This is a genomic window from Halorubrum sp. LN27 (assembly GCF_016635065.1).
Lineage (GTDB): Archaea > Halobacteriota > Halobacteria > Halobacteriales > Haloferacaceae > Halorubrum > Halorubrum salipaludis.
In genome coordinates, this window is the sequence record NZ_JAEPET010000001.1 from 1,428,670 (window position 1) to 1,447,617 (window position 18,948).

The 18,948-nt window shown below is 70.0% G+C and carries 16 protein-coding genes; 8 read left to right on the forward strand and 8 right to left on the reverse strand.

The genetic code is table 11. The features are described from left to right. Positions 1-143: 143 nt before the first annotated feature. Positions 144-416 (forward strand): glutaredoxin family protein, encoded by a 273-nt coding sequence (locus tag JIN95_RS06995; RefSeq protein ID WP_200530941.1) that lies wholly within the window; start codon positions 144-146, stop codon positions 414-416. Positions 417-490: 74 nt separating this feature from the next. On the opposite strand, the gene JIN95_RS07000 is transcribed toward JIN95_RS06995, so the two are convergent. After that, the gene (locus JIN95_RS07000) at positions 491-2,176 is read right to left on the reverse strand and encodes an HVO_2922 family protein (protein WP_200530942.1); all 1,686 of its coding nucleotides are present in this window, start codon (positions 2,174-2,176) and stop codon (positions 491-493) included. A gap of 143 nt (positions 2,177-2,319) precedes the next feature. Here JIN95_RS07000 and JIN95_RS07005 point away from each other — a divergent pair, with 143 nt between their 5' ends. From JIN95_RS07005 to ligA, 3 genes are all read left to right on the forward strand, one after another. Then, positions 2,320-3,495: an amidohydrolase family protein gene (locus tag JIN95_RS07005; protein WP_200530943.1), complete on the forward strand. Its 1,176-nt coding sequence runs from the start codon at positions 2,320-2,322 to the stop codon at positions 3,493-3,495. 55 nt (positions 3,496-3,550) lie between these two features. After that, the gene (locus JIN95_RS07010; RefSeq protein WP_200530944.1) at positions 3,551-4,258 is read left to right on the forward strand and encodes a hypothetical protein; all 708 of its coding nucleotides are present in this window, start codon (positions 3,551-3,553) and stop codon (positions 4,256-4,258) included. 342 nt (positions 4,259-4,600) lie between these two features. Beyond that, positions 4,601-6,751, forward strand: coding sequence for an NAD-dependent DNA ligase LigA (gene ligA, locus JIN95_RS07015; protein ID WP_200530945.1), 2,151 nt, complete (start codon positions 4,601-4,603; stop codon positions 6,749-6,751). Between the two features lie 74 nt (positions 6,752-6,825). Here the strand turns inward: ligA and JIN95_RS07020 are convergent, their stop codons facing one another. After that, complete coding sequence (locus JIN95_RS07020; RefSeq protein ID WP_200530946.1) at positions 6,826-8,241, reverse strand: gluconate:H+ symporter; 1,416 nt, start codon at positions 8,239-8,241, stop codon at positions 6,826-6,828. A gap of 323 nt (positions 8,242-8,564) precedes the next feature. Here JIN95_RS07020 and JIN95_RS07025 point away from each other — a divergent pair, with 323 nt between their 5' ends. Both JIN95_RS07025 and JIN95_RS07030 read left to right on the forward strand, forming a co-directional pair. After that, complete coding sequence (locus JIN95_RS07025; protein WP_095636903.1) at positions 8,565-9,518, forward strand: ABC transporter ATP-binding protein; 954 nt, start codon at positions 8,565-8,567, stop codon at positions 9,516-9,518. Then, a complete protein-coding gene (locus tag JIN95_RS07030; protein WP_095636902.1) occupies positions 9,515-10,345 on the forward strand; it encodes an ABC transporter permease subunit in 831 nt (276 codons plus the stop codon). Before JIN95_RS07025 ends, JIN95_RS07030 begins: the two co-directional genes overlap by 4 nt. Positions 10,346-10,372: 27 nt before the next feature. Here the strand turns inward: JIN95_RS07030 and JIN95_RS07035 are convergent, their stop codons facing one another. Then, a complete protein-coding gene (locus JIN95_RS07035; RefSeq protein ID WP_095636901.1) occupies positions 10,373-11,677 on the reverse strand; it encodes an O-acetylhomoserine aminocarboxypropyltransferase/cysteine synthase family protein in 1,305 nt (434 codons plus the stop codon). A 165-nt stretch (positions 11,678-11,842) separates the two neighbouring features. Between JIN95_RS07035 and JIN95_RS07040 the strand changes: the two genes are divergently transcribed. Then, entirely contained in the window at positions 11,843-13,072 is a 1,230-nt protein-coding gene (locus tag JIN95_RS07040) for an SPFH domain-containing protein (protein WP_200530947.1), read from the forward strand. A gap of 64 nt (positions 13,073-13,136) precedes the next feature. Here the strand turns inward: JIN95_RS07040 and JIN95_RS16480 are convergent, their stop codons facing one another. The 3 genes from JIN95_RS16480 to JIN95_RS07055 form a co-directional block, all read right to left on the reverse strand. Then, positions 13,137-13,313: a hypothetical protein gene (locus JIN95_RS16480; RefSeq protein ID WP_321169255.1), complete on the reverse strand. Its 177-nt coding sequence runs from the start codon at positions 13,311-13,313 to the stop codon at positions 13,137-13,139. A 517-nt stretch (positions 13,314-13,830) separates the two neighbouring features. Next, positions 13,831-14,361 (reverse strand): hypothetical protein, encoded by a 531-nt coding sequence (locus JIN95_RS07050; protein ID WP_200530948.1) that lies wholly within the window; start codon positions 14,359-14,361, stop codon positions 13,831-13,833. 83 nt (positions 14,362-14,444) lie between these two features. Next, a complete protein-coding gene (locus JIN95_RS07055) occupies positions 14,445-16,316 on the reverse strand; it encodes a biotin carboxylase N-terminal domain-containing protein (protein ID WP_200530949.1) in 1,872 nt (623 codons plus the stop codon). A 140-nt stretch (positions 16,317-16,456) separates the two neighbouring features. Between JIN95_RS07055 and JIN95_RS07060 the strand changes: the two genes are divergently transcribed. Next, positions 16,457-16,705: a hypothetical protein gene (locus JIN95_RS07060; RefSeq protein ID WP_095636896.1), complete on the forward strand. Its 249-nt coding sequence runs from the start codon at positions 16,457-16,459 to the stop codon at positions 16,703-16,705. A gap of 207 nt (positions 16,706-16,912) precedes the next feature. Here JIN95_RS07060 and JIN95_RS07065 read toward each other — a convergent pair whose 3' ends face one another. Beyond that, on the reverse strand, positions 16,913-17,236 hold the full coding sequence (locus tag JIN95_RS07065; protein ID WP_234699173.1) for a hypothetical protein: 324 nt from the start codon (positions 17,234-17,236) through the stop codon (positions 16,913-16,915). Further along, positions 17,236-18,780 (reverse strand): acyl-CoA carboxylase subunit beta, encoded by a 1,545-nt coding sequence (locus JIN95_RS07070; protein WP_095636894.1) that lies wholly within the window; start codon positions 18,778-18,780, stop codon positions 17,236-17,238. Before JIN95_RS07070 ends, JIN95_RS07065 begins: the two co-directional genes overlap by 1 nt. Positions 18,781-18,948: the final 168 nt, after the last annotated feature.

Sequence of the window (18,948 nt, forward strand, 5' to 3'; positions counted from 1 at the left end):
GGAGGCGTTCACCGCCGATCCGCCGCCAGCGCCGACTTATAAGCGAGCGACTAGAGCTTTGGAAGCGTTCCCCACACCACCAGCAACACCCACGAATCCGATTGATCGAAAGCGACTCGGCGCCCCCGATCCAACCCCTATGTATGAGCGAGACGGACGCCTCGGAGGCCGTCCCCGTCACGGTGTACACCCGTGAGGACTGTTCGCTGTGCGAGGTCGCCCGCGAGACCATCGAGTCGACCGCCGCCGACCTCGACGTGGCGATCGACCTCGACATGGTCGACGTCGACGAGGACCCCGAACTGGCCGAGGAGTACGGCGAGCGCGTCCCCTACGTGCTGATCGACGGTCACCCGGCGTTCAAGTACGAGGTCGACGAGCGGGATCTGCGGCTGAAGCTCTTGGCGGCGTCCTGATCGGCTCTTCAAACATCCTGATCGACTTTTAAAAGAACGCGAAAACCGCGCCGGCGACCCCGGCAAGCGTCGACTTACTCGCCCGATTCGCCCGAGACCGTCTCCGCTTCCGCGCCGGGCGCGTTCCGCTTCACCGTCGTGACGCCCTCGACCGCGTTCGACCGGGAGGCGTACCCCTGCCCGGAGTCGGCGACGATGTTGCCGTTGCGGTGGCGGAGCCGCCAGCGCCACTCCTCGCCGGCGTCCTCGTAGATCTCGAAGGCGGCGCTGCCGACCTCTAACACGTCGGCGTCGGGACCGTACTCGCGGACGCGCTCGACCGCGTCCCGCGCGTTCGACTCGGAGGCGTACCCCTCGCCGGAGTCGGCGATGATGTTCCCGTTGTCGTGGCGGAGCCGCCAGCGGTGCTCGTCGGCGGCGTCCTCGTAGATCTCGAAGGTCGCCTTGCTCCCACCTTCGCTCTTCTCGCCGTCCGCTTCGAGGCCCGCCTCGGCGGCGTTCGACCGCACGCTGTCGAGCCCCTGCCGGGCTTTCGACCGGGAGGAGTACCCCTCGCCGGAGTCGGCGAGCACGTTCCCGTTCTCGTGGATGAGCCGCCAGCGCCACTCGCCGCCCGCGTCGCGGAACACCTCGAAGGCGGCCGGGTCGACGCGGAGGTAGTCCGCGGCGGCGACGTGCTCGCGGACGCGGCCGAGCGCGCGCTTCGCGTTCGACTTGGAGGAGTAGCCCTCCCCGGAGTCGCCGAGCACGTTCCCGTTGTCGTGGCGGAGCCGCCAGCGCCACTCGGCGCCCGCGTCCTCGTACAGCTCGAAGGTCGCCTTGCTCGCGATCTCCTCGTCCTCGCTCGGGACGGCGACCTCCGGGTCCGCGGCGTCCTCGGGCTCGGGACCGTCGTCGTCGGCGATCGCCTCGGCCTCGTCGACCGGGGTCTCGATCCGGAGGATCCCCGCGCCGAGCGCGTTCCGCCGGACGCTGTGGAGTCCCTTCTGGGCCTTGCCCCGGCTGCTGTACCCCTGTCCGGCGGTCGCGATCACGTTGCCGTTGCGGTGGCGGAGCCGCCAGCGCGGCTTGCCGCCCGCGTCCTCGAACAGCTCGAACCGCGCCTTGCTCTCCCGCAGCGCCGCGGTCTCCGCGCGGGCCGCGTCGAGCGCCGACTCCGTCTCCGACAGCTCCTCGTTGGCCGCCGCGAGATCGGATTCGGTCGACTCCAGCTCCGACTCGGCCGCCGCCAACTCCTCGCGGGTCGACTCCAGCTCCGCGCTCGTCTCGTCGCGCTCGGCGGTCGCGGCCGCCGTCTCGGTCTGCATCCGCTCGTAGTCCTCGCGGACCGGATCGGTGATGAGCGGCACGACCGTCCCCGCGAGCCCGATGAGCCCGAGGCCGACCCCGTACACGGCGATCACGGTCGGGTCGCCGGAGGTGGTGAACCAGCCGTCCGGGAAGATGTTCACGAACCAGACCACGCCGAGGACGCTGACCGCCGTCCCGAGGTAGCCGAGGTACGTCCCCGCTTTGCGGAGCGGGAAGCGAATCACCGCGCCGAGCATGACGAACGGCGGGGCCAGCGCCGCGAGCGCGTACGCGAGCCCGCGGGTGGTCGTCGCCGATTCGGTGAGGAAAAACAGGACGACTCCGGCCAGCCCGAGCAACACGCCGAACCCGAACAGCCAGAACCCGTTCACCTCGTCGTTGGTCGTCGGGGTCCCGATTCGTTGCGCGTACAGTCCGCCGGGTGACCCGGATTGTCTGTCGCTTGCCATGGCCGGGGAATCGACGGCCTGTCGGTTATAGATATGGGTGTATGACACGAACTAGTCCATGACGCGGTACCGGATCGCTCATTCCCCCGCGACGGACTACCGGGACCCGAGCGTTTACGGGTCGAACGCTCCCCTGTGAGGGCATGCACGTGATCCGAGGCGGACGAGTCGTCGACGCCGACGGGACCCGCGAGGCCGACGTCGCGGTCGACGACGGCGAGATCGTCGCCGTCGGGCCGGACGCGGTCGAGGCGGCCGGCGGCGAGGACGAGGTCGACTCCGAGACGGACGCGAGCGGCTCGGCGGTCGCGCCCGGCCTGATCGACGCGCACGTCCACGTCATGATGGACGGGCGGCCAGACGTGGCCACCGCGGTCTCCGACAGCGACTACACCGCGAGCTACCGGGCGACCGGTAACCTCCGAGACGCCCTCGAAGCGGGGGTCACGACGGTCCGCGACCTGGGGAGCCGCGGGACGCTCGCGCTCGACGCCGCGGACGCGGTCGCGAACGGCGACATCACCGGCCCGCGCGTCCTCGCCTGCGGCCGCAACGTGATCATGACCGGCGGCCACGGCAACTGGTTCGGGCGCGAAGCTGACGGGCCAAGCGAGGTCCGAAAGGCGGCCCGCGAACAGCTGCAGGCCGGCGCGGACGTGCTCAAGTGCATGGCGACCGGCGGCGTGCTCACCGAGGGCGCAGTGACGGGCGCCCCGGAGCTCACCCCCGAGGAGCTGGCGGCCTTTACCGACGCCGCCGCGCCGACCGACACGCCCACCGCGGCCCACGCCCACGGCGAGGAGGGGATCAAGAACGCGGTCGAGGCCGGGATCACGAGCATCGAGCACGGCACCTTCATGGACCGCGAGGCCGCCGAGATGATGGCCGAGCGCGGGACCTACTGGGTGCCGACCGCGAGCGCGCTCCGCGGGATCGTCGACCACGGGACCGAGGCCGGGATCCCGGAAGACGCCGTCGACAAGGCCGAGGACGCGGCCGACCGCTTCGACGACGCGTGGGACCGCGCGCTCGACGCGGGCGTCCCGATCGCGATGGGGACCGACGCCGGCACCCCGTTCAACTTCTTCGCGGACATCCCGCGGGAGCTGGAGTACATGGTCGATTACGGGCTCTCGCCGGAGGGCGCGCTGGCGGCCGCCACCGTCAACGCCGCCGACCTGCTCGGGCTCGACGACGTGGGTCGGATCGAGGAGAGGTACCGCGCCGACCTCGTCGTCCTCGACGCCGACCCCACCGAGGACGTGACGGCGTGGCAAGAGCCCGAGGCGGTGTTCGCCGCGGGCGAGCGGGTTGCGTAGGGCGCGACCCCGAGCCGCCACAAAGCATTCACCCGCCGCTTTGCACTGCCGGTGTATGGCGCCCGATCGGCGGCGCGCGCTGCGACTGGCCGGTGCGTGTCTGCTCGGAATCCCGTCGGCTGGCTGTCTGTCGACCGCCGATCCGGTGGCTTCGGAGGATTCGGAGCGATCGGAACCTCCGGGTGATTCGGAGGCCTCGGAGCCCGACTACGATCAGTGTCACTTGGTCAGAATCGAGTATCACCGGCTCCCAGGAGACGTTCGGACCGAAATCGACGCCGCCCTCGAAAACGGGGACTACCGATCGGAGTCGCTGCGCTTCGACGACGCGGTCGACGCTTCGTACTCGTACGTCGTTATCGACGACACCCCCTACGACCCCCGTGTTGAGGACGTCGACAGCGAGGCGAAGACCCTCATGCTCACCGAGGTCGATTCGGTCAGGAAACCGGATCCGCCGAGTCTCACGGTCAGAAACACCGCCGACCGCGAACACGAGGTGCGTATCGAGTTGGCGGGCGAGGAGCCCCTCGTCGACGAGACCGTCACGATCGAGTCCCACGACTTTCGGAAGTACCACCCGACCGACGAGTTCGGGAGCTACGAGCTAACCGTCGAGACGCTGACCGGTTCCGAGGAGACGCGTCGGTTCGACTTCGTCGTCGACGACTTTCGGACGGAAGCGGAAGTCACGATAACCGACGACGAGGTACACGTCTCGCAGGGAGTGATCGACTACGCGCCGTGTGAATGGGACGGCTGAGTTCCACGGTAGGGATCGGCGTCGACGCAGCCTACGCCGGCGGCTCCACGTCGTCCTCCGAGAACCCGTGAAAACACCGGAAACAGCGGTACTTCTTCTCGATCCTCCCGCTCGTCCGTCGAGGGGAGCCGTGCAGCCGCCTCTCGATAACGAGATACGCGCTCCCGCAGTTCGGACAGGAGGGCGTTCGGAACACGCGCTCGGTTCGCATCGGGCCGAATTAAAACCCCGCGACGGGGCCGAGAGTCTCGATCTCGAACCGACGGCGAACTGACGGCGAGCCGACGGCGAACCGGCTCCCGAACGGTCGCTTTTAACCAGAGCCGCCGCAAGGATCGGGCGATGACGAGCGCGCACTCCGGGTCGTCGCCCCGGCACGCGGACCCGGACGAGAACCCCTACGTGGAGTCGCCGCCGACCGACTTCGAGCCGGTCGCGGAGCTCTCCGAGGCCGAGGCCGCCGAGCAGGCGTCGCTGCTCCGGGCGGCGGTCCGCGAGCACGACTACCGGTACTACGTCGAGGCCGACCCCCTGATCCCCGACGAGACGTACGACCGGCTGTTCGCCCGGCTCGAGGAACTGGAGGACGCGTTCGACCTCTCGACCGAGAACTCGCCGACCCGGCGGGTCGGCGGCGAACCGCTCGATGAACTGGAGACGGTCGAGCACGTCGCGCCGATGCGCTCCATCGACAACGCGACCGAGGCCGACGCGGTCCGCGAGTTCGACGAGCGCGTCCGGCGCGGGCTCGACGCCGAGGGGTTCGACCCGGACGCGGTCGAGTACGTCTGCGAGCCGAAGTTCGACGGGCTCTCCGTCGAGGTGGTCTACGAGGACGGGGAGTACGTCCGCGCCGCCACCCGCGGCGACGGGCGAGAGGGGGACGACGTGACCGAGCAGGTCCGGACGATCCGGTCCGTCCCCGGGAAGCTGCGCGGCGACGCGCCGGCCCGGCTCGCGGTCCGCGGGGAGGCGTACATGCCCCGCGACGCGTTCGCGGCGTACAACGAGGAGCTGATGGAGCGCGGCGAGGAGCCGTTCGCGAACCCCCGCAACGCCGCCGCCGGCACCCTCCGTCAGCTCGACCCCTCGGTCGTCGCGGAGCGCCCCCTCGAGGTGTTCTTCTTCGACGTGCTGGGGTGGGAAAACGACGGAGAGGGCTCGTCTGTGGAGCGCCCCGACACCCACTGGGCGGAGTTCGACGCGTTCGACGCGTTCGGGCTCCGCCGCACCGATCGGGTCGAGCGCGTCGACGACATCGAGGGCGCGCTCGACTACCGCGACCGGCTCATGGCCGACCGCGAGGACCTGAACTTCGCGATCGACGGGGTCGTGATCTCGGTGGACGACCGCGCGCACCGCGAGGCGCTCGGCTCGACCGCGCGGGCGCCGCGCTGGGCGTTCGCGTACAAGTTCCCGCCCCGCACCGCGACGACGACGGTGGAGGGCGTCACGGTGCAGGTGGGGCGGACGGGCCGACTGACTCCCGTCGCGGAGCTGGAGCCGGTCGAGGTGGGCGGCGTCACCGTCTCGCGGGCGACCCTGCACAACCCGGCCGAGATCGAGGCGCTCGGGGTGAACGTCGGCGACCGCGTGCGGATCTACCGCGCCGGCGACGTGATCCCCTACGTCCCCGAGGTGGTCGAGAAGCGGTCCGAGGGGACCTACGCCTTCCCCGAGACCTGCCCGGTCTGTGACGCCCCCGTCGAGCGCGACGGCCCGCTCGCGTTCTGTACCGGCGGGCTCGGCTGTCCGGCGCAGCTGGAGCGGGCGGTCGAACACTGGGCGCGACGGGACGCGCTCGACATTGAGGGGCTCGGCCCCGAACGGGTCGAGCAGCTCCGCGAGGCCGGGCTCGTGGCGTCGCTGCCGGACTTATACGACCTCACCGTCGACGACCTCGCCGCGCTGGAGGGGTGGGGCGAGACGAGCGCCGAGAACCTGATCGCGGAGCTCGACGCCACCCGCGACCCGCCGCTCGACGACTTCCTCGCCGGCCTCGGGATCCCCGACGTGGGCGCGACGACGGCCCGCGCGCTGGCGGCGCACTTCGGCGACCTCGACGCGGTCCTCGACGCCGACGAGGGGGCGCTCCGCGAGGTCGACGACGTCGGGCCCGAGGTGGCCGAGTCGATCCGGACGTTCCTCGACGCCGAGGAGAACCGGGCCGCGATCGAGGGGCTCCGCGAGCGCGGGGTCGACCCCGAACCGGTCGAGGTCGAGACCGGCGACGCGCTCGACGGGCTGACGTTCGTGTTCACGGGGTCGCTGTCGACGACCCGGAGCGAGGCGCAGGCGCACGTGGAGGCCCACGGCGCCGACGCCACGTCGAGCGTCTCGGGCAACACCGACTACCTCGTCGCCGGGGAGAGTCCGGGACGGTCGAAGCGCGACGACGCCGACGCCGAGGGCGTGCCGGTCGTCGACGAGGCGGAGTTCGCCGACCTGCTCGGCGATCGCGGGGTGGCGTGGCCGCCCGAGGGCGGTGAGTAGACCGGTAGCGACGAGTAGCGGCGCGAACTTCGATCCGTGCCAGCGTCTTAAAAGGAAACCCCGAACCGCTCGCGTCAGACGAGCGGGAAGATCGTCGAGACGATCAGCACCGTCACGAGTCCCGTCACCGAGATGATCGTCGTGAGGGCGGTCCACGTCTTCAGCGTCTCCGTCTTGGTGAGCCCTCCGATCTCGCTGACGAGCCAGAAGCCGGAGTCGTTGAACCACGAGAAGATGTTCCCGCCCGCGCCGATGACCATCACGAGGTAGGCCGGGTTGACGGTCAACTGCCCGGTGAGCGGCGCCATGATCCCGGCGGCGGTCAACATCGCGGCCGTGGCGGACCCCTGCGCGATGCGGACGATCGCGGCGATGAGCCACGCCGTGACGAGCAGGCCGATGCCCACTTCCTGGAGCGCGTTAGCCAGGTAGTCACCGATTCCGGAGGCCGCGAGCAGCGCGCCGAACGCCCCCCCGGCCGCCGTGATCGCGGCGATGTTCCCGCCGCTTTTCAGGGCCTCGGTGAGTTCATCGCTCCACTCGCTCTGGCTCATATCGTCGTAGCGGTAGAACGTGTACGCGGCCGCGAGCGCGGCGATCGTCAGCGCGACGTTCTTGTTCCCGAGGAAGTCGGTGATCGGCTGCAGCGAGGCGAGGAACGGGTACAGTTCCTGGAACGTGTTGACGAACGTCGACGACCCGATCAGCAGGACCGCGAGCAGGATCGGCGCCAGCGACTCGAGCACGCCCGGCAGCTCGCTGGTCGGCCGGTCGGCGACCTCCTGTAGCTCCTCCGTCGAGGTCGCCATCGTGTCCCGCAGCGGGATGTCGAGCCGGCTGTTGATCCAGCGACCGTAGACGAGCCCGGACACGATCGCCGCCGGAATGGCGGTCACCAGCCCGATGACGATCGTCATGAACAGGTTGCTTCCGATCTGGTCGGCGACCGCGAGCGGGCCGGGCGTGGGCGGGACGAACACGTGCGTCGTCGCGGCCCCCGCGCCGACGACGACGATGAACAGCGTGTAGTCGCGGCCGACGCGGGCCCGCATCGACCGGGCGAGCGGCGCCATGAGGTAGAACACGCTGTCGAAGAACACGGGAACCGCGAGCACCGAACTGCTCCCGAGCAGCGAGATGTCGGAGTTGCTCTCGCCGAGCACCCCTTGGAACCCGCGAACGATCCGCTGGGCCGCACCGCTTTCCAACATTCCTTTGCCGATGATCGCGGCCATCAGGATGGGTATCCCGATCCCCGCCATGCCGTCCCCGAACGCGGTCGCTACCTGGCTGCCGGCGTCGGCGGCGGCGAAGTCCGCGACGAAGATCGTGTTCACCACGCCGACGAGGAACGCCGAGATGATCAGCCCGATAAACGCCGGGAGATCCAGCCACACGAGCATCGCGACGACGAGTATCAGCCCGATTATGAATGTCAGTAGTGGACTATGCGAGAACTGAACAGTTGCTTGCAACGGTGTCGGTATCATCCCGCCGAACATCCCCTAGATAAATAATTAAAATTTTCGAAGCCGAGAAATAGCTCCGTAGTCTCCTGATTTGCGAGTGCCGAAGCGGATCTCCGCTTTCGCCGGCGTGTACGTGCCGTGAGCCGAGAGTACAGTCAAATATACGATAATTATTATTTATAATCAATTTTATGATGGTTTCTCTCGATCTCCTGTCCCGCTCGGTGACGCGCGTCGCTCTCGCCCGGCGTGCGCTGCTGTCGCCTCCGACACGCCGCCACTCCCGTCGCGACTCGCAGTCACGACCCACAACCCTTTATCTGACGACGCGGCAACGGGGCGGTATGACCGCCATCGAACTGCGGGGCGTGACGAAGGAGTTCGCCGACGTCACGGCCGTTCGCGGCCTCGATCTCTCCGTCGAGGAGGGCGAGGTGTACGGATTCCTCGGCCCGAACGGCGCCGGCAAGTCGACGACCATCGACATGGTGCTCGACCTCGTCCGGCCGACCGAGGGGACGGTGCGCGTGCTCGGACGGGACGCCACCGCCGAGGGCGTCGCGATCCGCCGACGCACCGGCGTGCTTCCCGACGGGTTCGCGGTGTACGACCGGCTCTCGGGGCGCAAACACGTCGAGTTCGCGGTCCGATCGAAGGAGGCGGACGACGACCCGGACGCCCTTCTCGACCGCGTGGGGCTCCTCGGCGACGCCGACCGCAAGGCAGGCGGCTACTCGAAGGGGATGCGCCAGCGACTCGCGCTCGCGATGGCGCTCGCGGGCGACCCCGACCTCCTCATCCTCGACGAGCCTTCCTCCGGGCTGGACCCGGCTGGCGCGAAGGAGATGCGGGAGATCGTCCGCGCCGAGGCCGACCGCGGCGCGACGGTCTTCTTCTCCTCGCACATCCTCGAACAGGTCGAGGCCGTCTGCGACCGCGTCGGAATCTTGCGCGACGGCGAACTCGTCGCCGAGGACTCCGTGGAGGGGCTCCGCGAGGCCGTCGGCGGCGAGGAGACGCTTGAGATCGCGATCGAGGGCGACGGCGACGAGAGCGCGACCGACGCGGTCCGCGACGTCGACGGCGTGAGCCGCGTCGACCGCGACGGCGACGTCCTCGTCGTGAGCTGCGCCGACGGGGCGAAGACGCGAGTCATCGGCGCCCTGGAGGACGCCGGGGTCGCCGTCGCCGACTTCCACACGCGAGAGGCGTCGCTGGAGGACCTCTTCTTAGCGTACACCGAGGGCGACGCGCCGAGTGAACGCGCCGGCGAGGCGCCCGAGGAGGTGAGCCGATGAGCCTCGTCGCCATCGCGGAGAAGGACTTCCAGGAGGCGGTGCGCTCCCGTGGAATGCTGATCCTCGTGGCGCTGTTCTCGCTTCTCGTCGCGATCTTCGCGTACGTCGTCAGGCCGACCGGCCAGGGCGAACAGTTCGCGACCGAGGCCCTCTTGAGCTTCGCCGTCGGCCCCTTCCTCGTGACGACGCTCGTCCCGCTCGTCGGCGTCGTCGTCGGGTACAACGCCGTCAGCGGCGAGCGCGAGTCCGGCTCGCTGAAGCTGCTCCTGTCGCTGCCGCACTCCAGGGCCGACGTGGTCTTCGGGAAGGTGATCGGACGGGGCGGCGCGCTCGCGCTCGCGGTCCTCGCCGGATTTCTGCTGCCGGGGCTCGTGCTGTTCGCGCTCGCACAGACCGGGGCGCTCGCAACGTTCAACGTCGGCGCGTTCCTCGGCTACACCGTTTTCGCCGCGGTCCTCGGGATCGTCTTCGTCGCCATCACGGTCGGCTGTTCGGCGGCCGCGACGACGCAGCGCCGCGCGCTGATCGGCGGGGTCGCTATCTTCGTCCTGTTCGTGGTGCTGTGGGGCTTCGTCACCGGGCAGCTTCTCGACGCCGCGAGCGGGCTGATCGACCCGCTTCCGGTCTCCCAACGACAGGTCCGCGTGTTCCTGCGGGTCGCGAACCCGATCTCCGGTGTCGAACTGCTTTCCAGCGCGTTCCTCGGGGAGCAGCTGTTCTCGGGCGAGACCGTCAACCGACAGATCTCGGCGGTGTCGATGCTCGTGTTCTGGACGATCGCGCCGCCGCTTGCCGGGCTCTGGAAGTTCGACGGCGACGACTTATAAGAGCCGACGGCCGCTCTCCGCGTCGGACTACGCCGACGCGCGCTCGATCGCCGCTTCGAGGTCGGCGACGATGTCGGCCGGGTCCTCGATGCCGACGGAGAGCCGCACCATGTCGCCCGTGACGCCGGCCGACTCCTGTTCCTCCTCGGTGAGCTGCTGGTGGGTCGTCGACGCCGGGTGGATGATGAGCGTCTTGGCGTCGCCGACGTTCGCGAGCAGGGAGGCGAGGTCGGCCTCCTCGACCGTCCCCTTCGCGGCCTCGTAGCCGCCCTCCAGCCCGAAGGTGATCATGCCGCCGTAGCCGCCCTCTAGGTACTCGCTGGCCTCCTCGTGGGTCTCGTGGCTCTCTAGTCCGGGGTAGTTCACCCACGCCACGTCCTCGTGCTCCTCGAGGTACTCTGCGACGATGCCGGCGTTCTCGCAGTGACGGTCCATCCGAAGCGGGAGCGACTCGGTCTGCTGGAGGGTGTTCCAGGCGTCGAACGGCGACTGCTGGTCGCCCAGGTCGCGGAGCCCGCGGGTGACCGCCGCGAAGGTGAACGCGGCGTCGCCGAACGCGTCGACGAAGTTGATCCCGTGGTACGCGGGGTTGTCCTGCGCGATCTCGGGGTACTTCTCGGCGTGTTCTCCCCAGGGGAACGAGCCGCCGTCGACGACGACCCCGCCGACGGTGGTTCCGTTGCCGGTGAGCCACTTCGTCGTCGACTCCCAGACGAGGTCCGCGCCGTGCTCCAGCGGCCGGCAGAGGTAGGGCGTCGCGAACGTGTTGTCGACGAACAGCGGGACGCCGTGGTCGTGGGCGATGTCGGCGATCCGCTCGATGTCGGGCGTGACCAAGGCCGGGTTGCCGATGGTTTCGAGGTGGACGTAGGCGGTGTCCTCGTCGATCGCGTCGGCGTACCCCTCGTAGTCGAGCGGGTCGACGAACCGCGTCGTGATCCCGCGCCGCTCGACGGAGTGGGTGAGGTAGGTGTAGGTGCCGCCGTACAGCGCCGACGACGAGACGATGTTGTCCCCGGCGGACGCGAGCAGGAACGTCGTCACGTCGAGCGCGGCCATCCCGGAGGCGGTCGCGACCGCGCCAACGCCGCCCTCCAGCGAGGCGATCCGCTCTTCGAGGGCGGCGTTGGTCGGGTTCATCAGCCGGGAGTAGACGTTTCCGGCCTCTTCCAACCCGAACAGCCGGGCGGCGTGGTCGGCGTCCTCGAACTCGTAGGAGGTCGTCTGATAGATGGGCGTCGCGCGGGCGCCGGTGGCCGGGTCCGCGCTCGATCCCGCGTGGACGCTTCGCGTGTCGAACTCGTGGTCGCCGTCGTCCTCGTCTGTTGGCATGGCTCGGCATGCGCGCGCCGTGCGCTTAAAGCCGCCCGGACGTTGCGGGCGTTTCCGGTATCTTGGAGGCAGACATCGGGCGGAACTCCGCGAACTCCGTCCGATCTCCACCGGAAACGAGGGGCTCGTGCCAACCGTTAACAGCGTCGGGCCGTAACTGAGGCCATGGGAACACAAGGTCCGCGCAGTACCGCCTTCAAGATGGGGGAGGCGACGAGCTCAATCCCCGAGGGCGTCTGGCAGTACACGGCGCTCGCGGGCGCGCTCCTCGTCGGCTTCGCCCTCCTCAGTCAGAGCCTCGTCTACGGGGTCGCGGCGCTCGCGGTGTTGGTGGCGGCGGTCACCGTCGTCAGCGCGGTCGAGATCGTCGACGCCTACGACAAGGAGGCGCTCACGGTGTTCGGCGAGTTCCGCAAGCTGCTCGAGCCGGGCGTCCACCTCATCCCGCCGTTCGTCTCCCGCACGTACGCGTTCGACATGCGGACGCAGACGATCGACGTGCCGAGCCAGTCGGCGATCACGCGGGACAACTCGCCGGTGACGGCGGACGCGGTCGTCTACATCAAGGTGATGGACGCCAAGAAGGCCTTCCTCGAAGTGGACGACTACAAAAACGCCGTCTCGAACCTCGCACAGACGACCCTCCGCGCCGTCCTCGGCGACATGGAGCTCGACGACACGCTCTCCCGGCGCGACCAGATCAACGACCGCATCAACGAGGAGTTAGACGAGCCGACCGACGAGTGGGGGATCCGCGTCGAGGCGGTCGAGGTCCGCGAGGTGAGCCCCTCACAGGAGGTCCAGCGCGCGATGGAGCAACAGACGGGCGCGGAGCGTCGCCGCCGCGCGATGATCCTCGAAGCGCAGGGGGAACGCCGCTCGGCGATCGAGCAGGCGGAGGGTGACAAGCAGTCGAACATCATCCGCGCGCAGGGGGAAAAGCAGAGCCAGATCCTCGAAGCGCAGGGGGACGCGATCTCGACGGTCTTGCGGGCCCGCTCGGCCGAGTCGATGGGCGAACGCGCCATCATCGAGCGCGGCATGGAGACCTTAGAAGAGCTCGGCAAGGGCGAATCGACCACGTTCGTCCTCCCGCAGGAACTGACGAGTCTGGTCGGCCGCTACGGCAAGGCGCTGTCCGGCTCCGACGTGCAACAGATGGAGGGGTTAGAGGGGAAGGAGTTCGACGAGGAGACGGAGAAGCTGCTCGGGCTGGAGGACATCGAGAGCGCCCTCGAACAGCTCGACACGGTGGCCGACAGCGACCTCCGCACCGACGAGACGCGCGACGCGGACGCGGCCCGCGATGTCGACCTCGCCCGTCAGGAGGGGGAGACGCGGGAGGCCGACCGCGACATCGAACTGGAGGCCGAAAGCGAGCGGCCGAGCGACTGAGCGCCGACCGCTTCCTCTTTCTGACCCGACGCCACGGGCTGATTCACGGGCGCCACGGGCCGATTCACGGGCGCCACGTCGCCGGATCGATCGCCCAGAGCGCGCCTACTGCGAGGGCGCCGGCGACGCCGCCGCCGACGAGCGCGAGCGGCGAGTCGGACGCGGCGGCGACCGCGACGAGCAGCAGCGCCGCACCGACGAGCAGGGTGACCGTGTCCTCCGTGGTCGCCGCGCGGACCACGGGCGCGATCGCCGCTCCGACGACGGCGCCGGCCGCGATCGTGCCCGGCCACCCGCCGACTGCGGCCGCCAGCGCCTCCGCCTCGGCGAACGCGGGAGGACCGCGGCGGGCGCGGCGACGATTCCGGACGCGACCGCGAAGGCGACGACCGCTCCGAGGGCGGGCGCGAGGAGGGTCGCCCGCGCGGAGAGATCGGCGCCGGCGAGCGCGGCCCCGCCGGCGACCAGAAGCACGGAACCGACCGCGAGGAGCGCCGGCGCGGCGAGCCCGGAGACCGGCGAGGGAGCGATGCGCGCCACGTCGGCCGACGCGGCCGCCGACTCGGGGACGACCGTGGGCGCGATATCGGCCGCAAACGCGAACGCGACGACGGCGACGACGAGCAGCGTGGACCCGACGAGGCGGCGACGAAGGGATGTCATACCGACGGAAGACCGCCGAGCCACTAAACGATCGCGGGACGCGAGACGGGCCGGGCGATCGGCCGCGTCCAGACGGGGGAGTCGCGGCGCCCGCCTCAGACGGTCACCCCGGCGCGGTCGCCGTCGATCGAGACGACGACGCGCTCGGGCGGCCCCCGCTCGTCCGTCAGCCGCAGGAGGAGGGTCTTGACGACGGGGTCGTCGGTCTCGACCTCGCCGCGGACCCCCGCCACGTCGACGGCGACGCGGAGGGAACGGTCCCCGGTGCGGCTGACCGAGCCGAGCCGGAGCTCGACCTCGGGCGCGGTGAGGCGCTGTGCGGCGACGAGCACCGACCCGCCGCCGTCGTCGACGAACGAGGTCTCCTCGACGAACGCCGTCGTCTCCGGCTGACCGGGTCGGACCGCCGCGTTCGCCGTCGATTTCGACCGGAAAGAGGCGGCGTGCGTCAGCAGTCCCTCGGGGAGCGAGCGCACGCTCTGTCCCTCGACGAGCGGGTCGCCGTCGACGTAGCGGCTCCGGACGGCCAGATCCCGCGGCGTCGACGCCGCGAGGTCCCGGAGCCGATCGGTACAGCCCGCGCTGGCGACGGCACAGAGTCCGGCCACCACCGCGCGGCGCTTCATGTGACCCGTTCCGACGGTCGCGGATAAAAACCCCGGCGTCGCGGATTTCGCCGCGTGAGAATCGGCGTCGGGGCGTCGGCGCGCTACTCCAAGACGATCAGCACGTCGCCCATGTCGACGCTGTCGCCCTCGCCGACGCGGACGCTCGCGACGGTGCCGCCGCGCTCGGCGACCACGTCGTTCTCCATCTTCATCGCTTCGAGCACGCAGACCACGTCGCCCGCGGCGACCTCGTCGCCCTCGTCGACGTCGACCGAGAGGATCGTCCCCTGCATCTCCGCCTCGATCGCCTCGCCGCCCTCGGCCACGTCGACCGCGTCATCGTCCCCGTCGTCGTCGGTCGCCTGCGGGGGGCGCTGCTGGCCGCCGCCCCCGCCCGCGCCGCCCCCAGGCACCTGGATCGCGGGCGCGCCGCGCTCCTCCAGCTCCACCTCGAAGCGCTTGCCGTTCACCTCGACGGTGAACTCGCGTTCGGACACCTCCTCGTCGTCGCCGCCCGCGGACGACTCGGTGCCCCACTTCTCCTGTGCCTCCGCGATCAGCTCGTCGTCGAGCTCCTCGTCGAGGTACTTCGTGGTGTGGGTGCCGTCGACGAAGCGGTCGTCGTCGAGCATGAGCCGGTGGAACGGGACGATGGTGACGACGCCCTCGAGGTCGTACTCCGCGAGCGCGCGCTTCGACCGGGCGAGACACTCCTCGCGGTCCGGCGCCCACACGATCAGCTTCGCGATCATCGAGTCGTAATCTGTCACCAGCTCGTCGCCCTGCCGGAGCGCGTCGTCGACGCGGACGCCGATCCCGCCCGGCGGGTCGTACGTGTCGAGCCGGCCCTCGTTGGCGGGCTGGAACTCCTTCGCGGCGTTCTCGGCGTTGATCCGGAACTCGATCGCGTGGCCATCCAGATCCACGTTGTCCTGCGAGACGGACAGGCCCTCGCCGCTGGCGACCCGGAGCTGCTCTTTCACGATGTCGATCCCGGTCAGCTCCTCCGTGACGGTGTGTTCGACCTGAATGCGGGTGTTGACTTCGAGGAAGTAGAAGGGGGTGTCCGGCCCGAGCGGCTCCGAGGGGTCGCGGTCGACGTCCTCCTCGACGAGGAACTCGACCGTGCCGGCGTTGGTGTAGTCGGCGGCGGCGACGCCGCGACGGGCGGCCTCGCCGATCTTCTCGCGCAGCTCGTCGGAGAGCGCGGGGGAGGGACCCTCCTCGATCACCTTCTGGTGGCGGCGCTGGAGCGAGCAGTCGCGCTCGCCGAGGTGGACCACGTCGCTCTCGTCGGCCGGTCCCTCGCCGTCCTCGCCGGCGTCCGCGACGATCTGCACCTCGACGTGGCGGGGGGTCTCCAGGTAGCGTTCGAGGTAGACGGAGTCGTTCGAGAAGTACGCCTCGCCCTCGCGTTTCGCGGACTCGAGCGCATCCTCGGCCTCGTCGGCGCTCTCGACGACCTTCATCCCGCGACCGCCGCCGCCGCCCTCGGCCTTGATCGCGACGGGGTAGCCGTGCTCGTCGCCGAACTCGGTGACGGCCGCCACGTCGGTGACGGGCTCGGTCGTGCCGGGGACGATGGGCACGTCGGCGTCGTCCATCACGCGGCGGGCGTGGGTCTTCTCCCCGAGCCGCTCCATCGCGTCGCTGGCGGGGCCGACCCACGTGATCCCGTCGGCGGCCTCGACGCGGGCCGCGAAGTCGGCGTTCTCGGCGAGGAAGCCGTATCCGGGGTGGATCGCGTCGGCGCCGGCCTTCCGCGCGGCGTCGACGACCGCCTCGCCGTCGAGGTACGAGTCGGCGGCGCGGGCGGGCCCGACGTTGTACGCCTCGTCCGCGTACCGGACGTGGCCGCCGTGTTTGTCGGCGTCGCTGTAGACCGCGACGGTGTCGACACCCAGCTCCGCACAGGCGCGCATCACCCGAACCGCGATCTCGCCGCGGTTCGCGACCAGAACCTTGTCGAACATTCTTACACGGTTATTCCACCATAACCCACCTCATTCTATCGGTCCGCGACGACGATCGGTGACGACGATCGTCGTACTGCGTCCGCGAACCCCGCGACTCCCCGAGACGGTTAAGGGCCTGCCGGCCGCCATACTCGGACATGCTCTCGGCCGGAAACCCCTACGTGTTGCCGTCCGTGCTGGTCGCGGCGGGCGCGTACCTCGCCGCGACGCTCCTGACGGACGCCTCGCTGCTGGTCCGGATCGGCCTCCTCGCCGTCCTCGCGGGCGTCGTCCCGATCGTCCTCAACCGCCTCCTCGGCGGCGGCTCGGCGGACGAGTGGCGCGACGACCCGATCGAGGACCCCGGAGACGGCGGCGCCGACGCCGACGAGTCGCGCGAGGCGTGACCCGGCGGCGGTAGCTGTCGGCGGTCGCCGTCGACGGCGGCTGTCAGCAGTCGCTGTCGATCGTAGCTGTCAACCCCAGACATATACGCGATCGGACGTATCTTCCGACGCGCCCTCCGACGGGTTCGCATGGCGGCCGAACCGCCGAGGCCCACTGAGGGCCGCCGGATCGACCGGGTTCGCCGCCGGGGGAATGCGCGCTCCGACTCAGAACCGGTCGGCGCGGCCGGCCGCGGTCCACGGGTCGGTCGGCGCGTCGACGGGCACGCGGACGGACCGATTCTGCAGCCGATCGACCCGACCGGCGAACGACCAGCGCTCGCCCTCCCACTCCGGCTCGCCGTCCGCGGCGGCGGCCGCGGCGGCGGCGCGCTCGCCGTCTCGGAGGTGGGCCGCGACCGCGGCGGCGATGGCGGCCGCCTCCGCGTCGCCGGCGTCGTCCGGGATCGACAGGCGATCGAGGGCGGCGTCCGCGTCGCCGTCGGTGTCGGCGGACGGCGCGTCGTCGGCGCGGGGGGCGTCGGCCGCCATCAGATCGGGATGTTGCCGTGTTTCTTCTCGGGCGCGTCCGAGCGCTTCCCCTTCAGCATCGTCAGGTCGTCGATCAGCCGCGCGCGGGTCTCCGCGGGCTCGATCACGTCGTCGACGAAGCCGCGGTCGGCGGCGGTGTACGGGTTCGCGAACTCCTCGCGGTACTCGTCGATGAGCTCCTGGCGCCGCGCGTCGGGATCGTCGGCCTCCGCCAGCTCCTCGCGATAGAGGACGTTGACGGCGCCCTTCGGCCCCATCACCGCGATCTCGGCGGTCGGCCACGCGTAGTTCACGTCGCCGCCGATGTGTTTCGACGACATCACGCAGTAGGCCCCGCCGTACGCCTTTCGGGTGATGACGGTGAGGAGCGGGACGGTCGCCTCCGAGAAGGCGTACAGCAGCTTCGCGCCGTGGCGGATGATCCCGTTGTGCTCCTGGTCGGTTCCGGGCATGAATCCGGGCACGTCTTCGAAGGTGAGGATGGGGATGTTGAAGGCGTCACAGAAGCGGACGAACCGCGCGCCCTTCTGGCTCGACTCGATGTCGAGCGTGCCGGCGTTCACCCGGGGGTTGTTGGCGACGACCCCGATCGAGTGGCCGTCGAGGCGGGCGAAGCCGACGACGATGTTCTTCGCGAAGTTCTCTTGGACCTCGAAGAAGGACCCCTCGTCGACGACGCTGCCGACGACCTCCTTCATGTCGTACGGCTTCCGGGGGGCGTTCGGGACGATGTCGGCCAGCTCCTCGTCGGCGCGCTCCGGGTCGTCCCACGGCTCGACGCGGGGCGGGTCCTCGACGTTGTTCGCGGGGAGGTACGAGAGCAGCCGCGCGATGTTATCGAGCGCCTCCTCCTCGCTCTCCTCGGCGAAGTGCGCGACGCCGGAGGTCGAGGTGTGGGTCACCGCGCCGCCGAGCTCCTCGAAGCTCACCTCCTCGCCCGTGACGGTCTCGATGACGTCCGGGCCGGTGATGAACATGTGCGAGGTGTCCTTGACCATGAACGTGAAGTCCGTGATCGCGGGGGAGTACACCGCGCCGCCCGCACACGGGCCCATGATCGCCGAGATCTGCGGGATCACGCCGGACGCCTCCGTGTTGCGCCGGAAGATCTCCGCGAAGCCGCCGAGCGCCCCGACGCCCTCCTGAATCCGGGCGCCCGCGGAGTCGTTGAGGCCGACGACGGGCGCGCCCACGTCCATCGCCTTGTCCATCACCTTGCACACCTTCTCGGCGAACACCTCGCCGAGCGAGCCGCCGAAGACGGTGAAGTCGTGGGCGAAGACGAACGTCTTCCGCCCGTTCACCTCGCCGTACCCCGTGACGACGCCGTCGCCCGGGATCTGCTGTTCCTCCATCCCGAACTTGTGGTTCCGGTGGGTGCGGAATCGGTCGAACTCGTGGAAGGTCCCGTCGTCGAGGAAGTAGTCGATGCGCTCGCGCGCGGTCATTTTGCCCTTCTCGTGTTGGGACTCGATCCGCTCTTCGCCGCCCCCGAGCGCGGCCCGCTCGCGGCGCTCGCGGAGGTCCTCGATGCGGTCGTCCATCGTCACGCCGGACCACCCTGAATCATTACCTCGTGGGTCGGCGAGCGGCATCAAAAGGGTTCCCCTACGCGACGTTCTCGAGTTCGACGCCCGTCGAATCGCCCGGTGGAGGGTCGGTGCGCGAACCGCCCGCACGGCCCCTGTCTCCGGTTCACACCCCGACCGGCG

What these genes read in the sequence shown, in the direction of transcription:
- JIN95_RS06995 (WP_200530941.1), top strand. Translation starts at nt 144, where the DNA reads ATGAGCGAGACGGACGCCTCGGAGGCCGTCCCCGTCACGGTGTACACC.
- JIN95_RS07000 (WP_200530942.1), bottom strand. Translation starts at nt 2,176, where the DNA reads ATGGCAAGCGACAGACAATCCGGGTCACCCGGCGGACTGTACGCGCAA.
- JIN95_RS07005 (WP_200530943.1), top strand. Translation starts at nt 2,320, where the DNA reads ATGCACGTGATCCGAGGCGGACGAGTCGTCGACGCCGACGGGACCCGC.
- JIN95_RS07010 (WP_200530944.1), top strand. Translation starts at nt 3,551, where the DNA reads ATGGCGCCCGATCGGCGGCGCGCGCTGCGACTGGCCGGTGCGTGTCTG.
- ligA (WP_200530945.1), top strand. Translation starts at nt 4,601, where the DNA reads ATGACGAGCGCGCACTCCGGGTCGTCGCCCCGGCACGCGGACCCGGAC.
- JIN95_RS07020 (WP_200530946.1), bottom strand. Translation starts at nt 8,241, where the DNA reads ATGATACCGACACCGTTGCAAGCAACTGTTCAGTTCTCGCATAGTCCA.
- JIN95_RS07025 (WP_095636903.1), top strand. Translation starts at nt 8,565, where the DNA reads ATGACCGCCATCGAACTGCGGGGCGTGACGAAGGAGTTCGCCGACGTC.
- JIN95_RS07030 (WP_095636902.1), top strand. Translation starts at nt 9,515, where the DNA reads ATGAGCCTCGTCGCCATCGCGGAGAAGGACTTCCAGGAGGCGGTGCGC.
- JIN95_RS07035 (WP_095636901.1), bottom strand. Translation starts at nt 11,677, where the DNA reads ATGCCAACAGACGAGGACGACGGCGACCACGAGTTCGACACGCGAAGC.
- JIN95_RS07040 (WP_200530947.1), top strand. Translation starts at nt 11,843, where the DNA reads ATGGGAACACAAGGTCCGCGCAGTACCGCCTTCAAGATGGGGGAGGCG.
- JIN95_RS07050 (WP_200530948.1), bottom strand. Translation starts at nt 14,361, where the DNA reads ATGAAGCGCCGCGCGGTGGTGGCCGGACTCTGTGCCGTCGCCAGCGCG.
- JIN95_RS07055 (WP_200530949.1), bottom strand. Translation starts at nt 16,316, where the DNA reads ATGTTCGACAAGGTTCTGGTCGCGAACCGCGGCGAGATCGCGGTTCGG.
- JIN95_RS07060 (WP_095636896.1), top strand. Translation starts at nt 16,457, where the DNA reads ATGCTCTCGGCCGGAAACCCCTACGTGTTGCCGTCCGTGCTGGTCGCG.
- JIN95_RS07065 (WP_234699173.1), bottom strand. Translation starts at nt 17,236, where the DNA reads ATGGCGGCCGACGCCCCCCGCGCCGACGACGCGCCGTCCGCCGACACC.
- JIN95_RS07070 (WP_095636894.1), bottom strand. Translation starts at nt 18,780, where the DNA reads ATGGACGACCGCATCGAGGACCTCCGCGAGCGCCGCGAGCGGGCCGCG.